Raw genomic sequence first — 26,290 nt, 5'->3', positions numbered from 1 at the left:
CGCATCTTGCTGACTGTACCCGCTCCCTACAATGGAAAATCCGGCCGCTAAAAAATAACAATTAGTAAAAAAATAACAATTAAAGACAGGACCTATTCCGTGAATCTTAAAATAATTGGATCGATTGCGATCGTCGCCGGTACCGCGATTGGTGCTGGTATGCTGGCCTTACCTATGGCAACTGCCGCAATGGGCCTTATCCCTGCGATATTCCTGATGCTAGTGATATGGGCCATGTCTGCCTTTATCGCGTTATTGATGCTGGAAGTGAACTTGCATTCTGGTGTTGGTGACAACCTGCACACGATAACCGGTAAATCTCTCGGTCGCGCCGGTCAGGTGGTGCAAAGTCTATCGTTTCTCAGCTTGCTGTTTGCACTGACTGCCGCTTACCTCAGTGGTGGTGCTGATCTGTTAAGTAAAAAAGCTGATGCCTGGTTTGGTTTGCAACTGAGCAGTCATTCCTCAGTGTTATTGTTTACGGTATTCCTGGGCGGTTTCGCTGCGCTGGGGGTGCATTGGGTCGATAAGGTGTCTCGGGCACTGTTCTCGGCCATGATCATCGCATTGGTACTGGTACTGGTATTCTTGATGCCGGAAGTGAGTTACAGCAGTTTAGCTGCAAAGGCCGCCACTGACTCGATGACGGGCGTGTGGCTGAGTGCCATACCGGTGATGTTTACCTCATTTGGCTTTCACGTCTGTATTGCAACCTTAGTCGGTTATCTGAAAGGTGATGTCCCTTCATTACGTAAAGTGTTGCTGATTGGTTCAACGTTGCCACTGTTCTGCTATGTGCTGTGGTTATTGGTGACATTTGGCACCGTTGGTGGTGATGCTATTGCTAGTTTCAACGGTTCGCTGGCAAAAATGATCAGCGCATTGCAGGAGATTTCTGCACAACCTGTGATTGGTAAGATTATTGGATTGTTTGCGGATCTGGCGCTGATTACTTCATTCCTCGGTGTAACCTTAAGTCTGTTTGATTTTAATGCGGAACTGATCCGTGCCCGAAATACGTTCAGTGGTCGTTTACAAACCTGGTTGTTGACCTTTATTCCGCCTTTGGTTGTCGCATTATATGCACCAGGATTTATCTCACTGTTAGGCTTCGCCGCAATTCCTCTGGTAGTGATTACGGTGTTCTTGCCGGTACTGATTGTCTTGAAACAACGTACCTGTGACAAGGAAGGTTATCAGGTGGGTGGCGGTAAGCCTGCACTATGGTTGCTTAGCTTGCTTGGTGTGATCATTATTGTGGCGCAGTTATACGCGGCACTCTGAGGATATTTGTAAGGGGATTTTTCCTCAATGACAGCCTTGTAAGCGAGTTTGTCAGACTGCTGTTGTACTGTTGTGTTTTTGTTAAAGTCGGGCCAGGCCCGGCTTTTTTATTGTCTGTGATTTGCCTGGGTAGTGATCAAATTTTCCAAAGGAACTGAAATTAATGAGAAAACTAATTCTCGCTGGCACCGTGATTGCCAGCTTTACTGCACTCGCAGATGAAGGAATGTGGCAGCCCGACCAGTTACCGGCAATGGCAGAGCAATTGAAAGCTAAAGGATTGGAGATTGATCCTAAGTCCATTTCAAAACTGACAGAATTCCCAATGAATGCGGTGATTAGCCTTGGCGGCTGTACTGCGTCTTTTGTGTCGCCCAAAGGCTTGGTCGTGACTAACCACCACTGTGCCTACGGCTCGATTCAATACAATTCCACTCCGGAAAAAAACTTGTTGCAGAATGGCTTTCTGGCTCATTCGCTGAAAGAAGAACTCCCCGCCGCGCCTGGTTCTCGCGTTTATGTTACTGAGGCGGTGACGAATGTGACGGATAAAGTCAATCAGCATACCGCCAAGTTGACTGGGGCCGACTTTTACACTGCGGTTGAGATGGCTGAGAAGAGTCTGGTTGCCGATTGTGAGCAGGCTGCCGGTTACCGCTGTCAGGTATACAGTTTTCATGGTGGGCTGGAATATTATCTGGTGAAACAGCTGGAGATTCGTGATGTGCGGCTGGTGTATAACCCAGCGCTCAGCGTGGGTAAATATGGTGGTGATGTTGATAACTGGATGTGGCCACGTCACACCGGTGATTTTTCCTTCTACCGCGCTTATGTTGGCAAGGATGGCAAACCGGCGGATTACAGCCTGGATAACGTGCCTTATCAGCCAAAGAGTTTCCTGAAAGTTTCGGCTAAAGGCGTTGCTGATGGAGACTTTGTCATGGTGGCCGGTTATCCAGGGCGTACCAATCGTTATCGTACCGCGGAAGAAGTACAGAACCAGTTTGAGTACTACTATCCAGCTGCCAAAGTACTGCGAGAAACACTGATCAACATCATCCGCGATACTGCCGCAGAAGGTAGTGAAGCACGGATCAAGTACGAAAGCATGCTGGCGGGATTGGCAAACTACGCCAAAAACTTTACCTCCATGATAGAGTTTTATGGCAAGTCTTCGATGCTGCATGACAAAAAAGCGCAGGAGCAGCAGCTGCAGCAGTGGTTGGCGGCAGATAAACAACGTGAGCAGCTGTATGGTCAAGTGCTCCATCAACTGGATACGCTGGTGCAGCAGGGACAGCAACATCAACAGCGGGATCTGATCCTCGGTTACCTTGGCTATACCACCATGTTACCGACCGCCGAACGTTTGCTGCGTTTGGCCCATGAAAAACAGTTGCCGGATATGCAACGGGAACCTGGGTTCCAACAGCGTGATATGAATCGTTTCACCTCTGGGCTCGAACGCATTGATCGGCGTTATGCGGCAACAGTGGATAAGGCAATGACTCTGGAACTATTGAAACGCTATGCTGCGTTACCTGCGGCTGACCGTTTACCCGCGCTGGATAAGTTCTTCGGTATTCAGGACAAACTGGATCTGCAACAACTACAACAGCAATTGGACCAAATGTACGCGGCGACAACATTGGCTGATAAGCGTGTCAGATTGGGCTGGATGGACAAGTCCGTGGCTGCGTTTGAACAGTCTAAAGATCCGATGATCCGCTTTGCGGTGGCCATGTATGACACTAATAAGCAACTGCGTGACACCAACAAACAGTTGGACGGGGAACTGATGAAAGTACGGCCACAATATATGGCGGCGATCATCGCCTACTATCAGAGCCAGGGCAAACCTGTATATGCCGATGCTAATTCCAGTTTGCGGGTTACCTACGGTAACGTGAAGGGCTATTCTCCTAAAGATGGTCTGTATGCCACGCCGTTTACCCGCTTGCAGGGAATTACCCAGAAAGACACCGGAATTGAACCGTTTGATGCGCCCAAGGCAGAGCTGAAGCTGATCAAAGACAAAGCCTACGGGGATTTCTATGTCAAGTCATTGGATTCAGTGCCCGTTAACTTCCTGTCAACAGTGGACACCACTGGGGGGAACTCTGGTTCGCCGACACTGAATGGTCGGGCAGAGCTGGTGGGGCTGCTGTTTGACGGGGTATACGAGAGCATTATCGGTGACTGGAATTATGACGATAATATCAACCGCTCAATTCATTTGGATAGCCGCTATATGCTGTGGGTGATGAAGTATCTTGACCATGCCGATAATCTATTGGATGAAATGGTGATCACTCACTGATCACATGCTTCCGCTGCATCGCTCAAGCCCTGGCAAGTCTGATTGCTGGGGCTTGTTACTTTATTACTCCATTACCGTTAACCATTTACCAGCAATCATCGCTTTAGAATATGCGTTAGATGGTGGTTTTTATCTAAGTTTTATTTCAAGTGGTCATACAGCGATATATGGATGAAGCAACTACAGGTATCTAAAAGATATTTTTAATATACATAAAGCAGTTTTTAGCTGACTTTTGTGCCACAAAAGGTAAACAAATGTAACTTGGTTCACAGTTTTTACGAATAAATGTTAAAGTATCGCCGAAATTGACAAATTTAGTGCGATTGGAGAAGTATATGAAATCACTGCTTGGGATGGCAGCGTTGGTTGCCTTTGCCCCTTCCGCTTATGCGGCATCTGACTTTGTGAAAGGTGACGCCACATTTGCCGGTGAGGCCGAGATGGGAGCGACATTAACCACAGGTAACACTGACACCACTTCAATAAAAGGCCGTTTGGCCTTAAAACAGGAACTTGGGAAGTGGGAAAATCAGTATGTACTTGAAGGCCTTTATAAAGAAGACACCAATGTTGTGACTGCTAAACGTTATGTTGGTAGTGCTCAGGGAAATTACAAGTTCGATGGCCGCAGTTATATGTTTGCGACTGGCAGCTATGAAGTCGATCCGTTTACGGGATACGATTACACCTTCAACACCGCAGCTGGTTATGGTTATCGTATTTTCCAGGGCAGCGGTAGTTTTCTTGATGGTGAGATTGGTCCAGGTTATCAATACCAGCGGTTAGATAGCGAGCAGCAACAGGACCTAGGTTATACCTCTGATAGTAGTTGGGTTGCCCACGGCGTACTGAATTACGAAGTGGAAATCAGTAAAACTTCTAAATTTAAGCAGATGTTTGTAGCTGATTATGGTGATAAACTGAATGCCCGTTCGGAAACCTCCATTACCGCCAATATCATCGGCTCATTGGCAATGAAATTTGCAGTGATAGTCCGTTATAACAGTGATCCGCTAGATGATAAGAAAAGCACTGACACTGAAACCAACATGACGTTGCTGTACTCATTCTGAGTTTCTGGCTGCTTATTCTGTGATCAACTCAAAGGCACCTGATGGTGCCTTTGTGATCTTGGTCTCAGCATGGGATTGTGACCACAAAAAACAGTTGATCGCGTGGCTGGATCACAGATTATCTGCTATGCCGAGTCACCAGAAGTTGCAGTCTAATGAGCTGTGCCGATCCGGGACGATGGTAGTTTCTAATAATAAATCCTATCCCATAATGAGAGATAAAAATGAAGTTGAAGCATATGTACCGAGGACCTGCAGTCGTTCTGGCGTGCTTGCTGGCCATGGTTTCTCCCGCCGTTTTGGCAGGTACTGAAGCTGAGGCACAGTTATCACTGACCCACTCCGGCGTAGGCTATTTCGCGATCGCGATGTTTGTCCTCGCTTATCTGATGGTCATGATGGAGGAAAAATTACACATCAGAAAATCCAAGCCAGTGATTGTGGCGGCGGGTTTGATCTGGGGTGTGATCGGTTTTATCTATACTCAACACGGTATGCCTGATATTGCAGAAACCGCGTTCAGAGATGATTTGATGGAATATGCCGAGCTATTCCTGTTCTTATTGGCGGCGATGACCTATATCAACGCTATGGAAGAACGGCGATTGTTCGATGGTTTGCGCGCCTGGATGGTGAGCAAAGGTTTTACGCTAAGACAGGTGTTCTGGATCACTGGATTCCTGGCATTCTTCATTTCACCTATTGCTGACAACCTGACCACTGCATTGCTGATGTGTGCTGTGGTAATGAAAATGGCGGGTGATGATAAGCGCTTTATCACCGTCGCCTGTATCAACATTGTCGTTGGTGCTAACGCCGGCGGTGCATTTAGTCCATTCGGTGATATCACCACGCTGATGGTTTGGCAGAAAGGGGTTGTACAGTTTTCTCAGTTCTTCGATCTGTTTATTCCGGCGTTGGTTAACTTCGTTGTACCTGCAGCGATCATGAGCTTCTTTATTTCTAACCATACCAGCGATGTAGTGGTTGAAAAAGTACACATGAAACCCGGTGCTCGCCGCATTGTGCTGTTGTTCCTGTTTACTATCTTCTTGGCGGTGTGTGCTCACTCCTTCATGGGGATGCCACCAGTTCTCGGTATGATGACAGGTCTGGGGCTGTTACAGTGCTTTGGCTTCTATCTGCGTCGTAACTTCGATAAGGCTGTCGCACGCATTCGTAAAGAAGCGGAAGCTGAACATGATACCAAGCGTCTGGCAAATGTCGGTGAACTGGTGCCATTTGATGTGTTTTCCCGTATTGCTCGCGCCGAGTGGGACACTTTACTGTTCTTCTATGGTGTGATCATGTGTGTGGGCGGTCTGGGCTTTATCGGTTATCTAGCAAGCGTTTCTGAGACTCTGTATGGCCACTGGAACCCAACTTATGCCAACGTCGCTATTGGTGTGCTGTCTTCTGTGGTAGATAACATTCCTGTGATGTTTGCGGTATTGACCATGAACCCGGATATGTCAGTCGGCCAATGGTTGCTGGTCACCATGACCGCCGGTGTTGGTGGTAGTTTGTTATCTATCGGTAGTGCTGCTGGCGTGGCCTTGATGGGACAAGCGCGCGGTATTTATACCTTTGGTTCGCATCTGCGTTGGACCCCAGCCATTGCTTTAGGCTATATCGCCAGTATCGTGGTGCATCGCCTGCTCAACAGTGGTTTGTTTTAGTTAACTAATTGTTTGAAAAATATTTCGACAGTATTTCATACTGCTCGAAAGCCTGAGAAGAGGATCACGCTTCTCAGTCAAAGTCTGCGGCGCCGTGCTGGATCTCTCAGTTTCGGCGCCGTTGCTCTTTATAATCACTGCAATGATATTGGCAGGTGATTTATGCAACTCGGTAATTATTGGTACTCGGCACAATTAGGTGAACTGCAGGCATTAGTAGGGGATGTTCATAAACGGCTGAGTGTTGCTGAACGGCGTATTTTGGCTGAACTGATCCAGCAACGGGATAAAGTCGTGTCCAGGTTTCAGTTGTTGCAAATACTGGGGCATCCTAATGAGCAGCTGCTGGATCGCAGTATCCAACGCTTGCAACAAAAGCTGGATGATGTCCGTGGGGTGTTGCTGCAAAAGGTCGCGAGTGAAGGATTTATTTTGCATCAACATGTCAAGACTCAGCTTCGTGCTAGCTGGTTTGGTGGGTTACCCATTTCTTGGAATCATTACTGCACTATCATTTTGGTCACTTTGCTGGCAGTCACGATGCTTTGGCATCAGTTGCCGGTGCAATTGCCATTATGGTGGCCGCAGACTTCTGCGTTATGGCTGTATTCCGGCACTGAGTTGCAGGACGCCATGCTGCCGTTATTTGCACATAGCGATCATCAATGCCACTTATTATCAGCGCTAAATCAATAAATTCAGCGCGTCTCGAGGCTCACAACTTCTGCTAAAGCTAGTGCCAGTCAACATAAATTTCCAAGCTTTGGCGTGGATCACTATTTCGCAAATTGATCACTAAAATCCATCATTTGAGGTTACGACGATCACAGTACCAGTAGTTATCACTGCCTATACTGATCGCCAATGGCAAAAACCTTTATCGGGTGCCTTTGCCAGAACATTGTGTTGCTAATGGAAACGAATCAGAAATTTATGCTTAATTCACTGTCACAGTCGCAGCCGAACAAATATATGCTGCGCGAGCAAATCAATCCGGCACCACGTTTGGTGATGGTGGTTGTGTTGCTGTTGCTGATGCTCAGTATTAGTGTCTATTTCATCAAGAAGTTTCCGGTGAGCGATGCGGTCTTGCCGTTGGCTCAGCAGACTGTAACCCTGACGTCCGGACAATCGATTATGCTGTTGCAGTTTGCCGATTCCAGAGTGAATAACCACCTGTTGCAGTCGGCTGCTGATACGGTTTCAGCAGCGCTGATGCAGTGCCATAAATCGTCATGGGAACAGGTTTACCTGTCAATATCGCTGGAAAAGAAGATATTGAACATTACCCTCAAAGGGGAACGTAATGGTCGGTTGATATTACGCAACATCAAAGCCGGAGATAGTGGCCGGCAGATGGGATTTATCAATCAACAGTGGCTTGAAGAGGTTCATCTCTGTGACTAAAGCCTGGCCTTGGCTGCTGCTGGCGTTAATAGCATTAGTTGCCGTCGCTAACGGCTTTTATAGTGGCCAACATAAAGCGCGACAATTACTGCTCAATTGCAGTTCTGAACTTTATGACCATGATGAGCAACAACAGAGTAAATATTTTCTGTTGTTAGATTTACAGGCAACTGGGCACGATGCGCTGATCAACTATCGCTACTTCAACACCAATGGTTCACCTGCTGGCAGTGTCCTGCTACGCGGACAGATTACCAGAGGTGCCGCCGGGGTGAACTACCAGATAGCGGTCAATGACAAACAAGAACAGCAGGGTGACGGACCGACTCCGGAGCACATGCGATTCCTGTCATATATCACCGATGTTAATCTTAAAAAGCACGCAGTCCACAAGATGACCTTAGAAGTGCTGGATGCAGACGATAAGCAGCATTTTGCCGCCATCAGAGTTCAGCCCGGTAATGGGGTTTACGCTTGTCGCCTGCAACAATGATCCTTCCTATCGCGCGCTAAACCCGTTATTCTCTTCCAGTCTTGTTAAACTAGCATAATGATTCCTAAGCATTTTGTGGGGAAATAATCCAGCGTGTCCAAATTACGCATCAAGCAGGAAGAACAACTTTCGATCAAATTCAGCCATCTGTTAGGGGTCGGTGAACGGCGTAAGCTTGATCTGTACTTTTCATTGCCCAAAGAGATGGGTATTGGCCCGCAAAGTCTGAATGAAGAGGAATATTACTTCAGTGCTGTGTTAGGACGACGCTCCTATTATTCAGAAGGGCTGCATCTGCCGCTGGTGCAATCTCGCTTCATCAGTCAGAAAAAGCGCACGCTGGAAGAATATCGCTTGTATATGAATCTGTTCGCCTACCAATTTGTGGTGGCGATGGAAAACGATGCTAAAGAGCTTTCTCGCCAACAGGATGTGCAGCAGTTTTATCAGGATCTCAACGAACTGACGGTCCATTGTGCCACCTTACTGCGGCGTTTCCGACGCAATGCTCCGGCGGATACGAAATGGAAGCATTACTTTGAAAATGCGGATAATTATCTGTCATGGTTTTGCCAGCAGCAATTGCTGAAGCTGTTGGCTGATGCTGCCCAAGATGAGCAGTATCAGCACATCCGTGACAAGGTATTGTCTTTGTGTCACATGGAGCAACATCACCGCGAAAACCACAAATACAACTCGTCACAAACCATGAAAGAGCCTAACCGCATCGCTAACAAGATGCTGTTGCTCAGACGCTTAATCCAGCAGGGGGTTGTGCTTAAAGAGGAGTTAAAACCCTTAGGTGTTGGCTTGAAGAAGCTGACAACGGGGGTGGCAACTGCCTTGGTGATGTTGGTGGTGTCATCGTTAATTATTAAGGCTCAAGGCGTGTTTAACGGTGTGACCATGGTGATGGTACTGGTATTGGCCTTAATCTACGGCGCCCGTGAAATTTTCAAGGATGATGTTCGTAATGCCATGTGGCGTTATGTGCAGCGCGGTCGCCCACGCTGGAGCCGAATCTTGCGTGACACCACCACGCAGAACTTGATTGCACGTCAGCTGGTCTGGCTCGAATTTATGCGCCAGAAAGATCTCCCTGAGGCGGTACAAGAGATTTTGCGGCAACGTCACAGCCAGAATAAAGTCGAAGCAGAAATTCTGCATTATGGTATCAGCACCAAAGTGGAAGATACGGATTTCCTCTCGGGTTATAACACCATACAAGAGCAGGTGGTGTTCAGTCTGGTGCCGTTTGCCCGCTATCTGGAACGCGGTAAAGATAAGATTTATTCCGAGCAGGACGGCACGATTTCGTCCGAAGCGGTCGAGCGGCGTTATCAGATAAATCTGGTCGTGGTGTGCCGTAAGGAAAAGCAGCCGCCACAATACGCGCGTTTTAAAATCACGATGAATTGGTCGCAGATTGTCGATTTGAGTATGAGCGAGATCCCCGATACTTTGCCGATAATTGATGAGCTAGTGGACGAAGCGACGCTGCCAGCGGCAACCACCCGGCTGGATGACAGCACAACGCCCCGAGAGCTGAGTTAGCCGGCTGGTTTCGTCACCGTTTGCGTTTATGCCTGGCGGGTAAACGCCTGACAGATATTGCGTTCGCCGCTTTGTTTGGCGCGCTTGAGCGCCACTTCAGCATTTTTGAGAAACTGCTGTAGCGATTGTCCGGCTACATAAGCGGCGATGCCAATACAAACGCCATTCGCAAGACCATGTTGTCCAAGGTTTTCCAGTACTTGAGCCGCAAAATGGTGACTGGCAGTGGCATCCGTATTGGGTAATAACACCGCAATTTTACCGAGTTGTAGGTTGGCTATCTGGTAACCCCGCGGTAAGTCCGCCAGTACTTGCGTTTCCACCTGTTGCTGGCGAGTTTCCAGCGATTCAATTTCGCTCATATGACTCAATAACGCTTCCGGACTGATATCCAGCACCATCAGACAGCTATGTTGCTGTTCCTGTGGCGACATGGCGTTAAAAAAGTTGTCCAAATCATCCGGCTCAGGCATCACTTTGATGCGATGAGGGATTTTAGGCCCGGGAAGTTCACGGATGTTGCTCGCGCGCTCCAGCGTACAGATCAGATAACTCAGTTCGCCATCACTGTCCTGGTAACTCTTGAGGGTTGCCTGTAAACACCCGGGTCGTTTATCTTGGCAAAGGATCTGCCCTTGCCATAAACCATGTGTGGCAACTGACTGCATAATGCGCGGCCATTGCTTATCCAAGTCGTTCTGCAGCAATTCTGTGAGTGTATGTTCGAGATTACCATCCAGTTGCAGCATCTGGTCAAAAGCTTCATTGACCCGAACTAAATTGCCTTTAGGGGTCAGCAGCGCAGTGGCTACCGCTGAGTCACTCAGCAGTTGATTGAGAAAAGCGTCCTGCCGCACCTGTTTGAGCTCACTGATATCCTCAAAGGAGATGAGCGCATAGCCATCGCTGCCTTGACCGATAATGCGGATATTGAAATGCAACACCATGTTATCCAGCGCCTGCAATTGCACTTCGCCTTGCCATACATTGTTTTGTTGCAACTGATGCCGCACATCGTCATACCATTGTTGCTCCTGCTCCAATAATTTTTGCAGACTCCGATTCTCAATATCTTGCTGGCGCTGTTTCAAAATGGTGGCAGCAGTGTCGTTGGCACACACTATGCGGCCCGAGTCATTGATCAGCAAACAGCCGTAATCGGCACGGAACAGCCCATCGGCGAGGCGAATGCTGCCCAACCGAGCTCGTTGTTCCAGTCGGAACAGATGGATAAGTAAGATGGTCAGCGCCGCCAGTAGCGTCACTATCACCGAGGTGACGAGCAGAATATTACGCCATTGTGCAAAACGTTCACTGATGTCTTCATTGCGAATATACGACAGTAGCAGGTAGTCGGCGTCATGTTGGCTGGCGGAGGCTAATGAAATTTTCAAATAGACAAATGATGCCAAGGCCCCATGAAACTCGCCAAAATTATTGTTTGCCAGATCACGCCACAACAATGGATAACTTTGCCGCAGGCTACTACCAAGGGTATCCGGGATACCCGGTAAGGGGTCCAGATTGGAGGCGCCTGCATAGAGTTGTCCCTGATTGTCGAGCAACAACATCGGTGAATCGTTACTGGAAAACGCGGGTTTGATCGATTGCAACATCTGACTCAGCGAGTTGTAGGTGACCAGGTAACCCCGAACGCTCTGATCTGCATTTTCCAACCACGCCATCTGCATGACATAGGGTTCAAGTCGGTCATCTACCGGCGCAAACTCTACATTAGAGGTATAGATATCATCCCCGCCCATACTCTGCGTGCTATCGAGCAAGGCTTTTGAGAGCGGTGTGTTACTGAAATTACCACTGCTGGCCAGACGGAATTTACCGTTAGCGTCATACAAGGCAATATCCATCAGTTCTGGGATATTGCTTTTCAGGCTTTGCCAGCTTTGAAGCAGATGCTGTTCTTCCTGATGGCCGGGGGTATTGAGAAAGTGCTTAAGTGGTTCAGCACGGGAGAACATCTGTGTACGAAATTGCTGAAATGAGATTTTATCGGCCAGCAATGTGCCAATCGTCTGTAGCTCGCTGTATCGCTGCACTGCCCATTCTTTCTGCACCTGACGTTCGCCTAATGTGATTAACACATTGGTGATCAGAAATACGGTGATGACCAGCATGCTCAGCTGGCTGGCTATTGCCAGTAACCGTTGGCGGGACCAGTGGACTCCTCGGAGATGGAACAGTAACCGTGTGTCCGTAGAAGCGGGGCTTTTTTTCAACATCAAACTACTTGGACTGCGACTGTAATTGAAGGGTATGTTAACACGAAAAAAGTTAACAGCCAGTCCTGCTTAGCGTATCAGCCCACCAGACCCAGGTGCCGGTGTTTAAAACCACAACCAGCAGCATCGACAATCGCTCGGCAGGCGGCGATATCCACGCCTTCCAAGCCATCAATTGCCGATACCTGTACGTCGGCAATGTACTGTGGGGCCAGGCGAATAAAGTCATTTACAGCCTGCCAGCTGCCTTTTAGTTTAGGCATACAATGTTGCAGGTAAAGTTGTTCATTTTGCGCATTAAGTGACACGGATAAGGCATCCACACACTGACCGAGTTCCGGCAGAATATTACGGCGATGAAACAGATTGCCCAGACCATCGGTATTGACGCGTACTCTGCCGCCACGCTGTTTGATCTCAGTTGCTACAGTCAGCAATGTTGCCAGATTGAGGGTGGGTTCACCGTAGCCGCAAAAAACGTACTCTGCATACTGATGGACATCACCAAGTAACGGGATAATTTCGTCAGCGGTTGGTTGATGATCGAGTGCCAGTTGATACTGGTGAACTTGCTTACTGCCATTATTTTTGGGGCAGAAACGACAGCGCAACGTGCAGCGTCCTGTAATGTTCAGGTAGCGGCTGTCGTGAATGTCATACACGAGGGTGGCAGCACTGGTCTGATTGGTCATAACGTTACATCATAAAAAGCAATGTTGGCAGTGTAGCCCAGTGACGCCGCAGGTAATGTCATGCAGATCAGAAAATTGCTTAGTGCTGTTAGTCAGCTGTTTCTGACCACACCGCAAATTCGTTACCGCTGGGTTCCAGAAAATGAAACCGATAACCGCCAGGAAACGAGAACAGCGGCTTAATCACTTTGCCGCCAGACGCTTCAATTTTGGCCTGAGTCGCGAGAATATCGCTACTGTAGAAAACCGGCAGTACCGCACCTTTATCGGTGGTTGATGCCAGGGGCGCGCGATAAAACCCACCATCCATGCCCGCGCCTTCAAATGCAGTGTAATCCGGCCCATAGTCAACAAAACGCCAGCCGAAAACGGCAGCAAAAAATGCTTTGGTAGCATCAGGTGCGACAGCGGGAAATTCAAGATAGTTAAGTTTCTCATGTGCAGGCATGGTGTCTCTCCAGATAACGACGAAAAAAATGCCAGTCACAAGGACTGGCATTTTACTCAGGATTTTTGTTCAGTCGTCTGCTGCTGAGTTTTATCCTGGGGTTTCCACCACCATACAAAGAAGCGACGGAAGATTCGTTTAAAGTCCTCAAGAATAATATAGAGCATCGGCACCAGAATGAGCGTCACTACGGTGGAGAACAGAATACCGAATGCCAGTGACACCGCCATGGGTATCACGATTTTAGCCTGCAGGCTCTTTTCCATAATAATTGGTACTAGGCCAACAAAGGTGGTCAGCGAGGTCAGGATGATTGCCCGGAAACGCTCACAACCGGAGTTGATGGCCGCTTTGAGGGTGGAATGTCCCTCTTCCCGGGCGCGGTTGACAAAGTCCACCAGGATCAATGAGTCGTTCACCACTACCCCCGCTAACGCCACAATACCGCACAAACTTAGCACGCTCATTGATAACCCCAGGATTAAGTGCCCGAACAGCGCACCAATCATACCAAACGGGATCACTGACATAATGATGAGCGGTTGACTATAGGACCGCAGCGGAACTGCCATCAAGGCATAGATGGTAAAGATGGCAAAGATAAAGCCTTTTACTAAACCGACAACCGCATCCTGTTCATCCTGACTGGCACCATCGAGGGTGGTGGAAATGTCAGGATATTTCTTCTGCAACTCAGGCAGGAATTTTTCCTGGATTTCACTGACAACCTTCGCTGGCTCCACTTTTTGCTTATTGGCATTGGCGGTGATGGTGATTGCGCGACGTCCGTTGACGCGGGTAATCGCATTATAGGACTCGCCAATATCGATAGATGCGACACTGCTGAATGGTACCGAATTACCATTAGCGGTGCGGATCAGCATGTTTTCCAGATAACCCACGGTGCGTCGCTGGTCTTGCGGGTAACGCACCATTACTTTCACTTCTTCCTTATTTCGCAGAATACGCTGTGCTTCATACCCATAGAAACCGTAACGTACCTGCCGAGCCAGATCTGACAACGTTAAGCCTAGGGCTTCCGCTTCTGGGCGGATTTTCAGACGGATCTCGTGGCTACCGGAAGAGAAATTGTCAGTAATATCGTAGATCCCTTCATAGGTCCCCAACTTTTGTTTTAAGTCAGCCGCCGCCGCAGACAATTCCTGCAAATTTGAAGAGATCAGTCGGAACGAGATATCACCGCTGCTACCGTTGGTGCTGGCATTGATATTGAGGTTCTTCACCGCGACCAGATCCGGCAACTGTGCCCGCCAGGCATCTGCAATCGCGACGCCATCTACGGCACGGTCTTCCGCTTTAGTGAGTTCGGCAAAGATGAAGGCTGAGGTACGACTGTCCATATTGATGAAGCTGTGATTCACCACCGGATAGCCCAGCTCCTTTTCCATTTTGTCGTTCATGGCATACAGCGCGTCTTCCACCTGTTGGGTCACTTTCAGCGTGTTAGCTTCTGAACTGCCTTCATCCATTTCCAGTTGAACCTGAATAAAGTCGGAAGGGATATCCGGAAAGAAAACCCAGCGTACTTTGCCGGTGTATACCATGGCGATAGAGATCAGCAGAATTCCAATAAACACCGCGACCACGCTGTAACGGTGTGGGATCATCCGCTCCATAAAGTTACGGTAGCTGTGATTAATGAAATGCTGTACACGACTGTTAAACGCCTGCCGGAATCGTCCCATCCAGCCGGGTTTGCTGTGGCTTTGTTTCATATGTGCCAAATGTGCTGGCAAAATGAACTTGGATTCAATCAGTGAGAAACTCAGACACAAGGTCACGATCAGACCGATAGAGATCCAGATAATGCCCATCGGCCCGGGCACCATCAGCATTGGGATGAAGGCCGCAATGGTGGTTAACACGCCAAAGGTGGCCGGCATCGCGACTTTCTTGGCCCCACGGATCACGTTATCTACTGAGAAACCGTGCTCTTCCACTTCGGTATGGGCGCTTTCGCCGATAACGATCGCATCGTCCACCACAATCCCGAGCACTAGGATAAAGGCGAATAGCGTGAGCATGTTGATGGACAGATTAAACGGTTCCAACGGCATCAGTGCCAGCGACCCGAGGAAACACACCGGCAACCCCATCATGACCCAGAACGCCAGTTTGATATCGAGGAACAACGCCAGAATGATAAACACCAGCAAACCACCGTATAGCATGTTCGATAACATCATGCTAAGACGACCTTTAAGGTAGTGGGTCAGGTCGCCCCAATAATCCAGTTGGGCCCCTGCGGGCAGCGTTGCCTTGCGTTTAGCCACATAAGCCTTCACCTGATCGGCGATAGCAATCGCGTTCTGTTCGTCAATACTGGTCACTTCAATAATGGCCGCTGGCTTGCGGTCAAAACGGGTGTAATCCAGGCGCTCCTCAAAGCCATCTTTGATTTGTGCCACCATGGGTAACATAATACGACTGCCGTCGGCGCGAGTTTTGACCACAATTTTGGCAAAATCGTCAGCGGTGTAGGCTTGTCCCTTGGTACGTAGCAAAATGTCGCCGTCTTCCGCACGAATCGCACCACCTGGCAAATCCAGCGAGGAATTCTGCACGGCTTGGGCGACTTCAGTGAAGGTCAGACCGTATTCACGCATCTTGTCTTCAGAAACTTCAATGCCGATTTCATAGTTACGCACACCGGTTACCTTGGCTTGCGTTACTGCTGGCAGGTTGGTGATTTCATCGCGGATGGTTTTCGCGAGTTCTTTCATTTCATGCGGATCAAGGTCGCCATATACCGAAACCCAGATAACGTTGTTTTCAGGGCGAATGCGGTAAATGTTGGGCTTTTCGATGGCGGCAGGAAAGGTTGAGATTGCATCTACGCGCAGTTTAGCTTCGTCCAGTACGTCTTTCGGATCGTAGCCGTCCTGCACTTCAATGGTGACGTTACCGACGCCATCGCCTGCAACCGAGGTGATCTTTTTGATCCCCGGGACATCCCGCAGTGCTTCTTCAATCTTAATGGTGATCCCTTCTTCAATTTCCTGAGGTGCCGCACCAGGATAGGCCACCGAAATTCGCAGGTAATTCAGATCAAAAGTGGGAAACACTTCTTTATTGATTGTAAATGCGGACACCAGACCACTGATGATCAGTATCCACATCAGCAGGTTTGCCGCGACATTATTACGCGCAAACCAGGCAATGATTCCAGTTTCTTTTTCCATCAGCGTTCCCCAGCTTTCGCCAAACGCTGTGCGTCTTCAGCATCTTGCGGTTGATGGGACGAACCTTTGTTTTCATCACCGGCGACTTTGACTAGCTGTCCGGTACTCATGTTATTGAGGGTTGTCAGTGATACCCGCTCACCATCCTTGAGACCATCCTTGATATAGACGGAATCGAGGTCGGTGCGTACCACAGTCACTTTGCGCATTTCCACCTTGTTATCTGGGCCGATGACGGCTACCAAATTATTGCGCACCAGATAGCTGGGCAGTTTCACTACATCTTCAACGGTACGTCCCTGAATTGCTGCATCGACGAAACTTCCGAATTTCAGTGGCAACTGCCCAGGAGCGCGATATTGTCTTAAATAAGGATCTTTTACTTCCGCCACCAGGTACACCATGCGGTTATCGGGATCAATAACCCCTTCGCTGCGCACGATGGTGGCGCGCCAGTTAATGTTTTTACCGCCGAGTTGGGTGCTGAGCGTCACCTCTGTGAATGGATGATCGATAGATTCCAGATAGGCCAGATCTTTATTGGCCAGCGGCAACCTAACTTCAGCAATCGCGGTGTCATAGAGTTCGCCGAGCTCGGTACCTACGGATACATACTGACCCAAATCTACATTGCGACTGCGGACTAACCCGTCAAATGGAGCACGGATCACTGTGCGTTCCAGATTGCGCTTGGCGCGATCTACCGCTGCTTGCGCATATTTGACATTGGCCTGAGATTCTTTCAGCTGCGGTACGCGCAACCCCAGATCCGGTGGCACACCTTTGAAATCTGCAAAATCCACTTTGGCCACTTTCCCGCGGGCAATCTCTTCGTCCAGCGCCGCTTTATTCTGCGCCAGTGTCGCTTCTGCTTGACGTAAATCAGCTTGATAATCAAAAGGTTCGATTACCGCTAGTTCATCACCGGCTCTCACCATGCCGCCCGCGACAAAACTCGGTGCGATCGTAACAATTCGACCTTTTACTTCGCTGACCAGTTGGGTTTTATATTTAGGATTAACGGTACCGTAGGAAGCCAGCGACAGTGACATGGTTTGTGGCTTCACTGTTTGCACATCCACAACGGGTATCGGCTTTTCTTCCGGTTTTTGCGGCGGCGTTTTCTTAGTGGCGAGCAAAACACCCACCACCAATACGGCAACCACTACGATAATGACGGGAGGGAGTACTCTTCTTAAAAAGATATTCATACGCTTTTTCTGTCCATACCGGCAGCGAGATCTGCGGCCTAAATTACCAGAGTCACTACAACCTATAAATGAGTTTTTGTAAAAAAAATGTGTCAAAAACTAACAGCATAGTGACAAGTAAGTGCCATCCTGGAAAAAAGGAACCTTAAGGTTCCTTTCGTTCTTGTTATATTATCATTTGCTAATTTTTTCTTTGTTTTTATTAGCTTTTTTCTTATCGGCCTTCTGCGGCTTCTTCTTAACGGGTATTTTGGCTTCTTTGTGCTTAGGACGCAGCTCATCAATGACACGACGTTTCAGCTTCTGTTCGGTATAGCGCTCGATCTTACTGACGATCAGCATATCGTGGGCTTCCACCAACGAGATAGCGGTGCCTTTATTACCCGCACGGCCAGTACGTCCGATGCGATGCACATAAATATCGGCGGTGCGTGGCATATCGTAATTGATCACATGGGTGATACCTTCTACATCGATGCCGCGTGCGGCAACATCGGTCGCCAACAACACTTTGACTTCACCCTTGGTAAAGCGCCCCAGCGCCTGAAAGCGCTTTTTCTGTTCCATATCACCACGCATAAAGGCCGCCGGAATGCCCGCCTGCAACAGCTGGCCTTCAAGGCTGGCAACGATTTCACGGGTTTTGGCAAAGACAATCGCCCGGGAAACCTCTTCGCGCCGTAAGATATGACACAGCAACGCAAATTTATGATCTTTATCATCTGCCAGATGAAGCCACTGATGAATTTTGGCTTTTTCGCTGCGCGGTGGTTCGGCTTCAATAACCGCCGGGTCTTCTAGCAATTCGTTAGCAAAGTTGCGTACGCCATTACCTTCCAGCGTGGCAGAAAACAGCATGGTCTGTTTACGTTTCTGCGCTTCAATCACGATGGATTTGACCACTTGGGCAAAGCCCATATCCAACATACGGTCGGCTTCGTCAATGATCAGAATTTCCACTTCGGTGGCACTAAACAGCCCCTTGTCGAGGTAATCCATCAAACGCCCAGGTGTGGCCACCATCAGGTCGATATTGCCACGCAGTGCTTGTTCCTGAGGACCATAAGGAACACCACCGGTGACAATGCCCATGGTCAGGTCGACATGTGTTGCTAAATGGCTGGCATAACGATGTACCTGACTTGCCAGTTCTCGTGTTGGGGTCAGCACCAGCACCCTTGCTTGTCCCGGGTAGCGCCGAGGGAAGTCCAGCAGATGTTGCAACGCTGGCAACAGGAAACTGGCGGTTTTGCCAGTACCGGTAGGCGCATGTGCTAGCAGATCCCGCTGTTCCATAGCGACCGGGATAGTTAGTTGCTGAATTGTGGTAGGGGTTTTATGACCCATGTTTTTCAGGGATGCCAGCAGTTCTGGCTCCAACTCGAACTCTTCAAATTGCATGCAGGGGCTCTCAGTCATTATCGCGCGGCAGTATACCTGCTCAGCAGCGATCTTTATAGCATCGCGAGATAAGTTTAAGCATTAGAGTTTAAGATAAAAATCCTGGGTAAGTTGGCGCATCTTTGCAGAATATTGGCCATCCGCCTCTCGGATCCATAGTGGGCCAGACAACGGTAGGTTGGCGACTGTGTGCCAGCCAATGAGCAATAAGCAACGGTTGGGGCTTTTGTCGGGACGAGCACTCACTAACGTTTGTTGTAAGCACAATAACCCTTGCGATTGTAATTGTTGCCTCAGGGATTCGATGCTTGCGACAGGCAGGATCAGACTGGCGACCCCTTCAGGTTGTAACAACCTGGCGATCGCTTGAGCCAGTTCGGTGAAATTCAGATGCTGTGTGTGTCGAGCGGCGGCGCGGCTCACCGAAGAGGATTTCGGGCCATGTTCAAAATAGGGGGGATTACACAGAATGTGGTCGTAGCCGCCGTCAATACCGTTAAATTGTTGAATACTGCTTTGATACAGATGCAGGCGATCACACCAACGGCTGGCACTAAAATTACCCTGACAAATAGTGGCCGCCTGAGCATCGAGTTCTACCGCATCAATAACCGCATCACTGCGCTGTGCTGCCATCAGGCTCAACAAGCCACTGCCGGCACCGATATCCAGTATATTTCTCGCCGCTTGTAATGGTGCCCAGGCACCTAGCAATACCCCATCCGTGCTGACCGGCATGCCGCAGCCGTTGTCATCGACTTGGAATTGTTTGAAGCTAAAACCCACGATTAATATCCTGAAACACAAAAATAGCAGCACCCCATTGTAAGTGGGCGGAATAATTTTGTCCTGCGTTCACTAAGATAACGGCCGCTTTTAGCGAAAAGTGCTGCGACTACCGAGTAAAAATAGTAAAGCTGCTGAGAGGATTTTTCTATGCTTGCTATTGCCCCTATCGGTCGGCTTTGGTAATAGTGGAAGCCGAAAACACCTATAGGTAAAAAATGCAGCATCAGATACAGAAGAAATCAGGCATTTGCTGTCGCTTTTTAGATGATGATGACTACAAGCACAGATACTGCACAATTTTTCTGAACCCATGATGGATACTCGCTGTAACTGATGTAATACCCTTTATAATCATAAAGTTAAATAAAAATATAATAAGTACAGAGGCAGATTGTGCAAGATAAACAATTGACCGTCGGTGATACCCTGGGCTTAGGTTTTATGACCTTTGCTTTCTTTTTAGGGGCAGGTAACCTGATTTTCCCACCATTCGCTGGCTATCAGGCGGGGGATCATAGTTACACCGCCATGCTGGGATTTTTGATCACGGCAGTTGGCTTACCACTTGCAGGACTGATTGCCGTTGCGAAGGCGAAAGGGCAGGTGATGCATATGTTGCCCGCTACTGCGGCTACGATATTTGCCTCAGCAATATATATCATTATCGGCCCCGCATTCGCTGCCCCGCGCACCAGTCTGGTGGCATTTGAAATTGGCGCACGGCCATTTCTATCGGATGTGGACAGCACTATCACTATTGCCGGGCTGGTTCTTAACAAAGCGCAACTCTATTTCACCGCTGGATTTTTCACCGTCGTCATGCTGCTGGCCGCTTTCCCGGGGCGATTGATGGACAGTGTGGGCAAGGTGCTGACGCCTATCCTCATTCTGCTACTGATTGCGTTGGCTTTGTCGGTTGTCAGTTTTATCGGTAATCCAATGCCAGAGGCCACTGGTGATTATCTGGCTCATCCGCTGAGTAAAGGTATTGTCGAAGGCTATAACACTATGGATACCTTAGCGTCGCTGATGTTTGGGGTGTTAATTATTGATCTGCTTCGACAAAAAGATATTCATGACACCACATTGCAAACCAAGTATCTGGTGCGTGCCGCCTTTATTGCCGCCGCAGGATTGGCGTTTGTCTACGTTTCGCTGTTTATTCTGGGGGCTACCGCGGGTGATTTGGCAAAAGGTACTGCGAATGGTGGGCAGATCCTGACGAACTACGTCACTCATCAATTTGGTTATGCTGGTACTATCGCACTGTCTGTGGTAGTGAGTCTGGCATGCCTGACCACTGCGGTCGGGTTGGTCAGTGCCTGTTCCGATTTTTTCGGCACGATGATCCCCGGGGTGACCTATCGGATGTTGGTGGTGTTGCTGAGTGTGGTCTGTGCGGTTGTGGCTAACGTCGGACTGAGTCAATTAATCTCCATCAGTATTCCAGTGTTGATGATGGTGTATCCAGTGGCGATTGCACTGGTACTGGTAACCTTTGTGCATAATTGGTTCCGTAATCCTCGTCTGGCACATCGCGCCGCATTAACTGTCGCGCTGTTCTTCGGTATTTTTGATGGTTTGAAAGTCGCCGCGGCCTCATTAGCATCTTTCGATGTCAAATCTGAAAGCGCGGTGACTACCGCATTGGTCCATTTCGTTGAAAATGTCTCGCCGGTGCTCTCTAAAATGCCGCTGTATGATCAGGGAATGGCATGGCTGGTTCCCACCATGATTGTTGTGGTTGCCTGTTTCTTCGTCGGTAAGAAAGCGCCGATTGCTGCCTGATATGGCATCTGTGCGGTAGCGGCGTTATGCTGTAAGCCGTTACTGCATAGAGGATTTATGAATTCATGGCGCTTGCGCAATGCTATCGTCCAGAACCGCTGATTGAAGCTTTTCTGGATGATTTATGGTCCGTGAAGGGACTCAGTGATAATACCCTTAGCGCTTATCGCAGCGATCTGCAGCACTTTGATCAGTATCTGCAACTACGGCAGCTGTCCTTGCCATATGTTGGGCGCGAGGCCATTCAAGATTACCTTGGCTTGCGTTTCGACCAGGGGGTCGCCAGTACTTCCAGTGCCCGCCTACTCAGTAGTCTCAGACGTTTTTATGGCTTTCTGCTGACGCGTCAATTGATCAGTGAAGATCCGCTGGCGTTGATCGCTTCCCCCAAATTACCGCGAAAATTACCGGATACACTGAGTGAAGCCGATGTCGATGCGCTGCTGGCTGAGCCTGACGCTGCCGATACCGTAGAAGGGCGAGATAAGGCGATGCTGGAGTTGCTGTATGCCACCGGATTACGGGTGAGTGAACTGGTGGGCCTGACTCTGGAGCAGGTGAGTTTACGTCAGGGACTGGTGCGGATCACCGGTAAAGGCGGTAAGGAGCGCTTAGTACCAATGGGCGAGCTGGCGATCACTGAGGTGGAGCGTTATTTACGTGAAAATCGGCCAGCGCTGCTGGAGTACGGGCAAAGTGATGTGGTGTTTCCGTCAAGTCGGGGGCGCATGATGACTCGTCAAACCTTCTGGTATCGCATTAAATTGTATGCACAGCGTGCAGGGATCAGCAAAGCCTTGTCTCCTCATACGCTGCGCCACGCATTTGCAACACATTTACTCAATCATGGCGCTGATTTAAGGGTGGTTCAACTGCTGTTAGGGCATAGCTCTCTATCAACCACGCAGATTTATACCCATGTAGCCAATGCCCGTTTGCAAGCCTTGCATGCTGCGCATCACCCACGGGGGTAATGGATTTGCTTTCTTAGGCACTTGGCTGTAACTTTCAACTTCTGAACAGGTCTGAATTGATATCAGCTGTTATGCAGACCCTAACCAAGGAATTTCCATGAAGTTAACCCGTACTCTTACACTGTGTTTGGCGTTAGCCGTTACGCCCTTAGTGCATGCCGCTTCCTCTGATCAGAACGCGCAATTAAAACAACGATTAACTAAAGTGCTGGGGATCAAGATCCAGTCACTTTCAGCGGCACCCATTCCTGGTCTGCTACAGGCCATTACCAGTCACGGCGTACTGTACGTAACCGAAGATGGCAGCAAATTGTTTCATGGCAATATCTACGATGTGAACAACGACATGGAAGATCTCACCGAAGCGGCAATGGCTGGCCCACGGTTGGAGATGTTGAAGCCGTTTGAGAGCAAGATGCTGGTTTACAAAGCCAAGAATGAAAAGCATGTGGTAACCGTATTTACTGATGTCACTTGTGGTTATTGCCGTAAGCTGCATAGCCAAATGGAGCAGTATAACGACTTAGGCATTACCATCCGCTATCTGGCTTATCCACGTCAGGGCGTACCTTCCGCAGTTGCTGATGAGATGGAATCGGTATGGTGTTCTAAAGATCCGAAACAAGCGATGAATGATGCCGAAGTTGGCAAAAAGGTGCTGCTTGCCAAATGCGATGCCGATATCGCTAGCCAGTATCAACTGGGCGAGCAGATGGGCGTGAATGGCACCCCATCCATGATCCTCAGTGATGGTACTATGGTGCCGGGTTACCTGCCGCCAAAGCAGTTGTTGCAAAGTATCGAGATGCACTAACAACCGTGCGAATACCCTCAAAAAGGCGAGCCAAATGCTCGCCTTTTTGTTATCGTGCCAGCAGCATTTTTAAGACAGCGAAGTCGCAGTGAATCAGAAAATTGTACGTCGTCCGAGGGTGGATGACAGCCATTTACCCGCCCATTTACCTCCATTACTCAAGCAGATTTACGCCAGTCGCGGGCTGGCGGCTGACGATTGTGAGTTGACGCTGACCCGCATGTTACGCCCCGAAACCATGCTGGGGTTGTCGCAGGCGGCAACGCTGTTAGCGGGGGCCATAATACAACAGCAACATGTCGTGATTGTGGGCGATTTCGATGCTGACGGTGCGACGTCTACCAGTGTCTGTTTATTAGCGTTACGTATGATGGGCGCTCAGCGGTGCAGTTTTCTGATCCCCAATCGTTTTGATTATGGTTATGGCTTGAGCCCCGAGATCGTTGCAGTCGCTGCGCGTCAGCACGCACAAGTGCTAGTGACGGTGGATAACGGTATTTCATCCATTGACGGCGTAGCCGCGGCAAAAGCAGCCGGTATGACCGTGATTATCACCGACCATCATCTGCCTGGGCGGCAATTACCCGATGCCGATGCCATCGTTAACCCTAATCAACCCGGTTGCACGTTCGCCTCCAAATCGATTGCGGGCGTTGGGGTGGCCTTCTATCTGATGACGGCGCTGCGGGCAGAACTTCGCGGCCGCGACTATTTCGCCGCAAACGGTCTAGCAATTCCAAATCTTGGACAACTGTTGGATCTGGTCGCTCTGGGGACTGTTGCCGATGTGGTGGCTCTGGATACCAATAATCGCATTATGGTTGAAGCGGGTATAAAACGCGTGCGCGCGGGGCAGTGTCGTCCCGGGATCACTGCCTTACTGGAAGTGGCTCGGCGCGAGCCACAACGATTAGTGGCGGCAGATTTTGGTTTTGCTGTTGGCCCCAGACTGAACGCCGCCGGACGCCTCGATGACATGGCGCTCGGTGTAGAAACGCTATTGTGTGACGACTTGTATCAGGCACGACGGATGGCTGCTGAACTGGATGGTCTTAACGCCGAACGCCGCGAGCTGGAAGCCGGCATGCAACAAGAAGCACTGCAATATATACGTACGCTGGATTTCGCGGAACAGCAGTTGCCCTGGGGGATTGCGCTTTATCAACCGGATTGGCATCAAGGGGTTATCGGCATTCTGGCCTCGCGCATCAAGGACCGATATCACCGGCCGGTTATCGCGTTTGCTGAAGCCTCAGACAGCGAAATAAAGGGGTCGGCGAGATCGATCAACGGCCTGCATATGCGTGACTTGCTTGAACTGATCAATAGTCGTCATCCAGGCATGATCATCAAATTTGGTGGTCACGCGATGGCGGCGGGGATGACGCTGCCCAAGCATGCGTTCAGTGATTTTGCCAATGCGTTTGATGCTACCGTCCATGAACTGCTGGCAGCGGAAGATCTGCAAGGGCAATTGTGGTCGGATGGTGAATTACCAACTGAGTATTTCACGCTCGATACTGCCCAGCTACTGCGCGATGCCGGACCTTGGGGACAGGCATTTCCGGAACCTACTTTTGACGGTAATTTTCGGATTCTGCAGCAACGCTTAGTGGGCGAAAAACACCTCAAGCTGGTGTTGGAGTCTGAGTGTGGTTCGGTGATGGCTGATGCAATTGCATTTAACGTCGATTTGAACGTCTGGCCTGATGCCACAATTCAACATGTGCACTTGCTTTATAAGCTCGATGTCAATGAGTTTCGGGGCAATATCTCGCTGCAGTTGTTAGTCGAACAGTTGGAACCGCTGTAAAAATTTAATCCGGATCAATAAAGACGCTTTTTTAACCGTGTTAATCGGACTGAGACCACAAAATTCAGCAATAATTCCTCACAGTACAGAAAACATGTAAATAATTTGTTTACGTCTTTACAACGCACGCAAGATCCTGTGTATTGTCTCAGGGGCGAGTTGACCGTGCGATCCCAAGACGGATCGTTGCGAGGAGATTAAAGTTAATGAAGTATTTGCTTGTGATGTTTGTGCTGTTATTGTCCGGCTGTTCCGCCGTTCCTTTTTCAACCCTGACCCATTTTGCCACTTTTGATGAACAGGATTTTGCCGCGCTGGATCCCAGTCAGATCCGGGCCCGTTTGGTGGTAGATGATTTCGTAAAATTAAAGGACATCACATTAAAAGCTCAGGTACGAGCTGCTGAAGGGGTACAACATCTGGAGTTTCCGTTGAAGCTGGTCTCTAAAGAGATCCTGCCGATCCGTAAAAGCTGGATTTTTACGACTGAGGTACGTGCCCGTTATCAATATGAGCTGTCTCCTCAGGCCCAGCAAAGTTTCGCCAAATTACAGCAGGAATTGCTTAAAGGCAGCAAATATAACTGCGATGTGGACGTTGTATTTGATGAACACACTCAGCCGCGGCCTTTTAAATATAGCGTGAAGTTAATGCTGGATCCGGATAACGGCTATATCACGATGATTGATAATCGGGTGATGGATATCAGCAAGTCAGATCTGGCCTCTGGTAGTTCCGAGATGCTGCGGTGAACCTGTTTGCCGGGCTCCCTGGGCAACTGCTGAACGAACAGTTTGATGCAATATTACAGCGTCCAAATTTACGGATTGAGCGCATTTTGTCACAGGGGCAAGTGACGCCAACAGGACAGTGGTACGATCAGGATGAACATGAATGGGTGCTGGTGCTGCAAGGGGCTGGACGCATTCAGTATCAAGATGGCACTGAAGTGGTTCTCAACCGTGGTGACAGTCTGGATATTCCTGCGCATTGTCGTCACCGCGTTAGCTGGACTGAGCCTGAACAGTTAACTGTCTGGCTGGCCGTGTTTTATCGCTAATCAGCCGCCACTATCAGAGTCGTGTTGCAACAAAAACAGCCACA

General features: G+C 49.2%; 21 protein-coding genes. 14 read left to right on the top strand and 7 right to left on the bottom strand.

The window, feature by feature from the left end:
- The first annotated feature begins 99 nt into the window (after positions 1–99).
- The 8 genes from KDN34_RS13540 to KDN34_RS13505 all read left to right on the top strand — a co-directional run bounded on the left by KDN34_RS13540 (position 100) and on the right by KDN34_RS13505 (position 9,813).
- Positions 100–1,284, top strand: coding sequence for an amino acid permease (locus tag KDN34_RS13540; protein ID WP_212594248.1), 1,185 nt, complete (start codon positions 100–102; stop codon positions 1,282–1,284).
- A gap of 163 nt (positions 1,285–1,447) precedes the next feature.
- Positions 1,448–3,604, top strand: coding sequence for a S46 family peptidase (locus KDN34_RS13535; protein WP_212594247.1), 2,157 nt, complete (start codon positions 1,448–1,450; stop codon positions 3,602–3,604).
- A gap of 338 nt (positions 3,605–3,942) precedes the next feature.
- Positions 3,943–4,680: a DUF481 domain-containing protein gene (locus tag KDN34_RS13530; protein ID WP_212594246.1), complete on the top strand. Its 738-nt coding sequence runs from the start codon at positions 3,943–3,945 to the stop codon at positions 4,678–4,680.
- Between the two features lie 224 nt (positions 4,681–4,904).
- Positions 4,905–6,359 (top strand): sodium:proton antiporter NhaD, encoded by a 1,455-nt coding sequence (gene nhaD, locus KDN34_RS13525; RefSeq protein WP_212594245.1) that lies wholly within the window; start codon positions 4,905–4,907, stop codon positions 6,357–6,359.
- A gap of 162 nt (positions 6,360–6,521) precedes the next feature.
- Positions 6,522–7,055, top strand: coding sequence for a winged helix-turn-helix domain-containing protein (locus KDN34_RS13520; protein WP_212594244.1), 534 nt, complete (start codon positions 6,522–6,524; stop codon positions 7,053–7,055).
- A gap of 237 nt (positions 7,056–7,292) precedes the next feature.
- A complete protein-coding gene (locus KDN34_RS13515) occupies positions 7,293–7,766 on the top strand; it encodes a hypothetical protein (RefSeq protein WP_212594243.1) in 474 nt (157 codons plus the stop codon).
- Positions 7,759–8,259: a hypothetical protein gene (locus KDN34_RS13510; protein ID WP_212594242.1), complete on the top strand. Its 501-nt coding sequence runs from the start codon at positions 7,759–7,761 to the stop codon at positions 8,257–8,259. Before KDN34_RS13515 ends, KDN34_RS13510 begins: the two co-directional genes overlap by 8 nt.
- A 93-nt stretch (positions 8,260–8,352) precedes the next feature.
- Positions 8,353–9,813, top strand: coding sequence for a hypothetical protein (locus KDN34_RS13505; RefSeq protein WP_228730345.1), 1,461 nt, complete (start codon positions 8,353–8,355; stop codon positions 9,811–9,813).
- 26 nt (positions 9,814–9,839) lie between these two features.
- On the opposite strand, the gene KDN34_RS13500 is transcribed toward KDN34_RS13505, so the two are convergent.
- From KDN34_RS13500 to KDN34_RS13470, 7 genes are all read right to left on the bottom strand, one after another.
- Positions 9,840–12,053: a PAS domain-containing protein gene (locus tag KDN34_RS13500; protein ID WP_228730344.1), complete on the bottom strand. Its 2,214-nt coding sequence runs from the start codon at positions 12,051–12,053 to the stop codon at positions 9,840–9,842.
- A gap of 77 nt (positions 12,054–12,130) precedes the next feature.
- Positions 12,131–12,745 carry a TatD family nuclease-associated radical SAM protein gene (locus KDN34_RS13495; protein ID WP_212594241.1) on the bottom strand — a complete coding sequence of 205 codons (615 nt, stop codon included), beginning with the start codon at positions 12,743–12,745 and terminating at the stop codon, positions 12,131–12,133.
- A gap of 88 nt (positions 12,746–12,833) precedes the next feature.
- A complete protein-coding gene (locus KDN34_RS13490) occupies positions 12,834–13,193 on the bottom strand; it encodes a VOC family protein (RefSeq protein WP_212594240.1) in 360 nt (119 codons plus the stop codon).
- A 56-nt stretch (positions 13,194–13,249) separates the two neighbouring features.
- Positions 13,250–16,396, bottom strand: a complete 3,147-nt coding sequence (locus KDN34_RS13485; RefSeq protein ID WP_212594239.1) for an efflux RND transporter permease subunit — start codon at positions 16,394–16,396, stop codon at positions 13,250–13,252.
- Positions 16,396–17,607 (bottom strand): efflux RND transporter periplasmic adaptor subunit, encoded by a 1,212-nt coding sequence (locus KDN34_RS13480; protein WP_212594238.1) that lies wholly within the window; start codon positions 17,605–17,607, stop codon positions 16,396–16,398. Before KDN34_RS13480 ends, KDN34_RS13485 begins: the two co-directional genes overlap by 1 nt.
- A 174-nt stretch (positions 17,608–17,781) precedes the next feature.
- Entirely contained in the window at positions 17,782–19,008 is a 1,227-nt protein-coding gene (gene srmB, locus KDN34_RS13475) for an ATP-dependent RNA helicase SrmB (RefSeq protein ID WP_212594237.1), read from the bottom strand.
- An 81-nt stretch (positions 19,009–19,089) separates the two neighbouring features.
- Positions 19,090–19,794 carry a tRNA1(Val) (adenine(37)-N6)-methyltransferase gene (locus KDN34_RS13470; RefSeq protein WP_212594236.1) on the bottom strand — a complete coding sequence of 235 codons (705 nt, stop codon included), beginning with the start codon at positions 19,792–19,794 and terminating at the stop codon, positions 19,090–19,092.
- A gap of 396 nt (positions 19,795–20,190) precedes the next feature.
- On the opposite strand from KDN34_RS13470, the gene brnQ reads away from it, so the two are divergent.
- The 6 genes from brnQ to KDN34_RS13440 all read left to right on the top strand — a co-directional run bounded on the left by brnQ (position 20,191) and on the right by KDN34_RS13440 (position 26,246).
- On the top strand, positions 20,191–21,585 hold the full coding sequence (gene brnQ / locus KDN34_RS13465; protein WP_212594235.1) for a branched-chain amino acid transport system II carrier protein: 1,395 nt from the start codon (positions 20,191–20,193) through the stop codon (positions 21,583–21,585).
- Between the two features lie 65 nt (positions 21,586–21,650).
- Complete coding sequence (xerD, locus tag KDN34_RS13460; protein WP_212594234.1) at positions 21,651–22,559, top strand: site-specific tyrosine recombinase XerD; 909 nt, start codon at positions 21,651–21,653, stop codon at positions 22,557–22,559.
- A gap of 97 nt (positions 22,560–22,656) precedes the next feature.
- Positions 22,657–23,373, top strand: a complete 717-nt coding sequence (dsbC, locus tag KDN34_RS13455) for a bifunctional protein-disulfide isomerase/oxidoreductase DsbC (RefSeq protein WP_212594233.1) — start codon at positions 22,657–22,659, stop codon at positions 23,371–23,373.
- A gap of 88 nt (positions 23,374–23,461) precedes the next feature.
- Positions 23,462–25,186 (top strand): single-stranded-DNA-specific exonuclease RecJ, encoded by a 1,725-nt coding sequence (gene recJ / locus KDN34_RS13450; RefSeq protein ID WP_212594232.1) that lies wholly within the window; start codon positions 23,462–23,464, stop codon positions 25,184–25,186.
- A 206-nt stretch (positions 25,187–25,392) separates the two neighbouring features.
- Positions 25,393–25,938, top strand: a complete 546-nt coding sequence (locus KDN34_RS13445) for a putative periplasmic lipoprotein (protein ID WP_212594231.1) — start codon at positions 25,393–25,395, stop codon at positions 25,936–25,938.
- A complete protein-coding gene (locus tag KDN34_RS13440; protein ID WP_212594230.1) occupies positions 25,935–26,246 on the top strand; it encodes a cupin domain-containing protein in 312 nt (103 codons plus the stop codon). Before KDN34_RS13445 ends, KDN34_RS13440 begins: the two co-directional genes overlap by 4 nt.
- Positions 26,247–26,290: the final 44 nt, after the last annotated feature.

Origin of the sequence: Shewanella yunxiaonensis (assembly GCF_018223345.1) — a bacterium.
Classification (GTDB): Bacteria; Pseudomonadota; Gammaproteobacteria; order Enterobacterales; family Shewanellaceae; genus Shewanella; species Shewanella yunxiaonensis.
Note: the sequence above shows the minus strand (reverse complement) of the source record. Positions and strands in the feature narration are given on the sequence as shown.

Bases quoted from the DNA above. Each gene is read 5' to 3' on its own strand.
- KDN34_RS13535 (WP_212594247.1), top strand. From the start codon at position 1,448: ATGAGAAAACTAATTCTCGCTGGCACCGTGATTGCCAGCTTTACTGCA.
- nhaD (WP_212594245.1), top strand. From the start codon at position 4,905: ATGAAGTTGAAGCATATGTACCGAGGACCTGCAGTCGTTCTGGCGTGC.
- KDN34_RS13495 (WP_212594241.1), bottom strand. From the start codon at position 12,745: ATGACCAATCAGACCAGTGCTGCCACCCTCGTGTATGACATTCACGAC.
- dsbC (WP_212594233.1), top strand. From the start codon at position 22,657: ATGAAGTTAACCCGTACTCTTACACTGTGTTTGGCGTTAGCCGTTACG.
- xerD (WP_212594234.1), top strand. From the start codon at position 21,651: ATGGCGCTTGCGCAATGCTATCGTCCAGAACCGCTGATTGAAGCTTTT.
- KDN34_RS13485 (WP_212594239.1), bottom strand. From the start codon at position 16,396: ATGGAAAAAGAAACTGGAATCATTGCCTGGTTTGCGCGTAATAATGTC.
- KDN34_RS13480 (WP_212594238.1), bottom strand. From the start codon at position 17,607: ATGAATATCTTTTTAAGAAGAGTACTCCCTCCCGTCATTATCGTAGTG.
- KDN34_RS13530 (WP_212594246.1), top strand. From the start codon at position 3,943: ATGAAATCACTGCTTGGGATGGCAGCGTTGGTTGCCTTTGCCCCTTCC.
- KDN34_RS13490 (WP_212594240.1), bottom strand. From the start codon at position 13,193: ATGCCTGCACATGAGAAACTTAACTATCTTGAATTTCCCGCTGTCGCA.
- KDN34_RS13520 (WP_212594244.1), top strand. From the start codon at position 6,522: ATGCAACTCGGTAATTATTGGTACTCGGCACAATTAGGTGAACTGCAG.
- KDN34_RS13515 (WP_212594243.1), top strand. From the start codon at position 7,293: ATGCTTAATTCACTGTCACAGTCGCAGCCGAACAAATATATGCTGCGC.
- KDN34_RS13445 (WP_212594231.1), top strand. From the start codon at position 25,393: ATGAAGTATTTGCTTGTGATGTTTGTGCTGTTATTGTCCGGCTGTTCC.
- KDN34_RS13500 (WP_228730344.1), bottom strand. From the start codon at position 12,053: ATGTTGAAAAAAAGCCCCGCTTCTACGGACACACGGTTACTGTTCCAT.
- srmB (WP_212594237.1), bottom strand. From the start codon at position 19,008: ATGCAATTTGAAGAGTTCGAGTTGGAGCCAGAACTGCTGGCATCCCTG.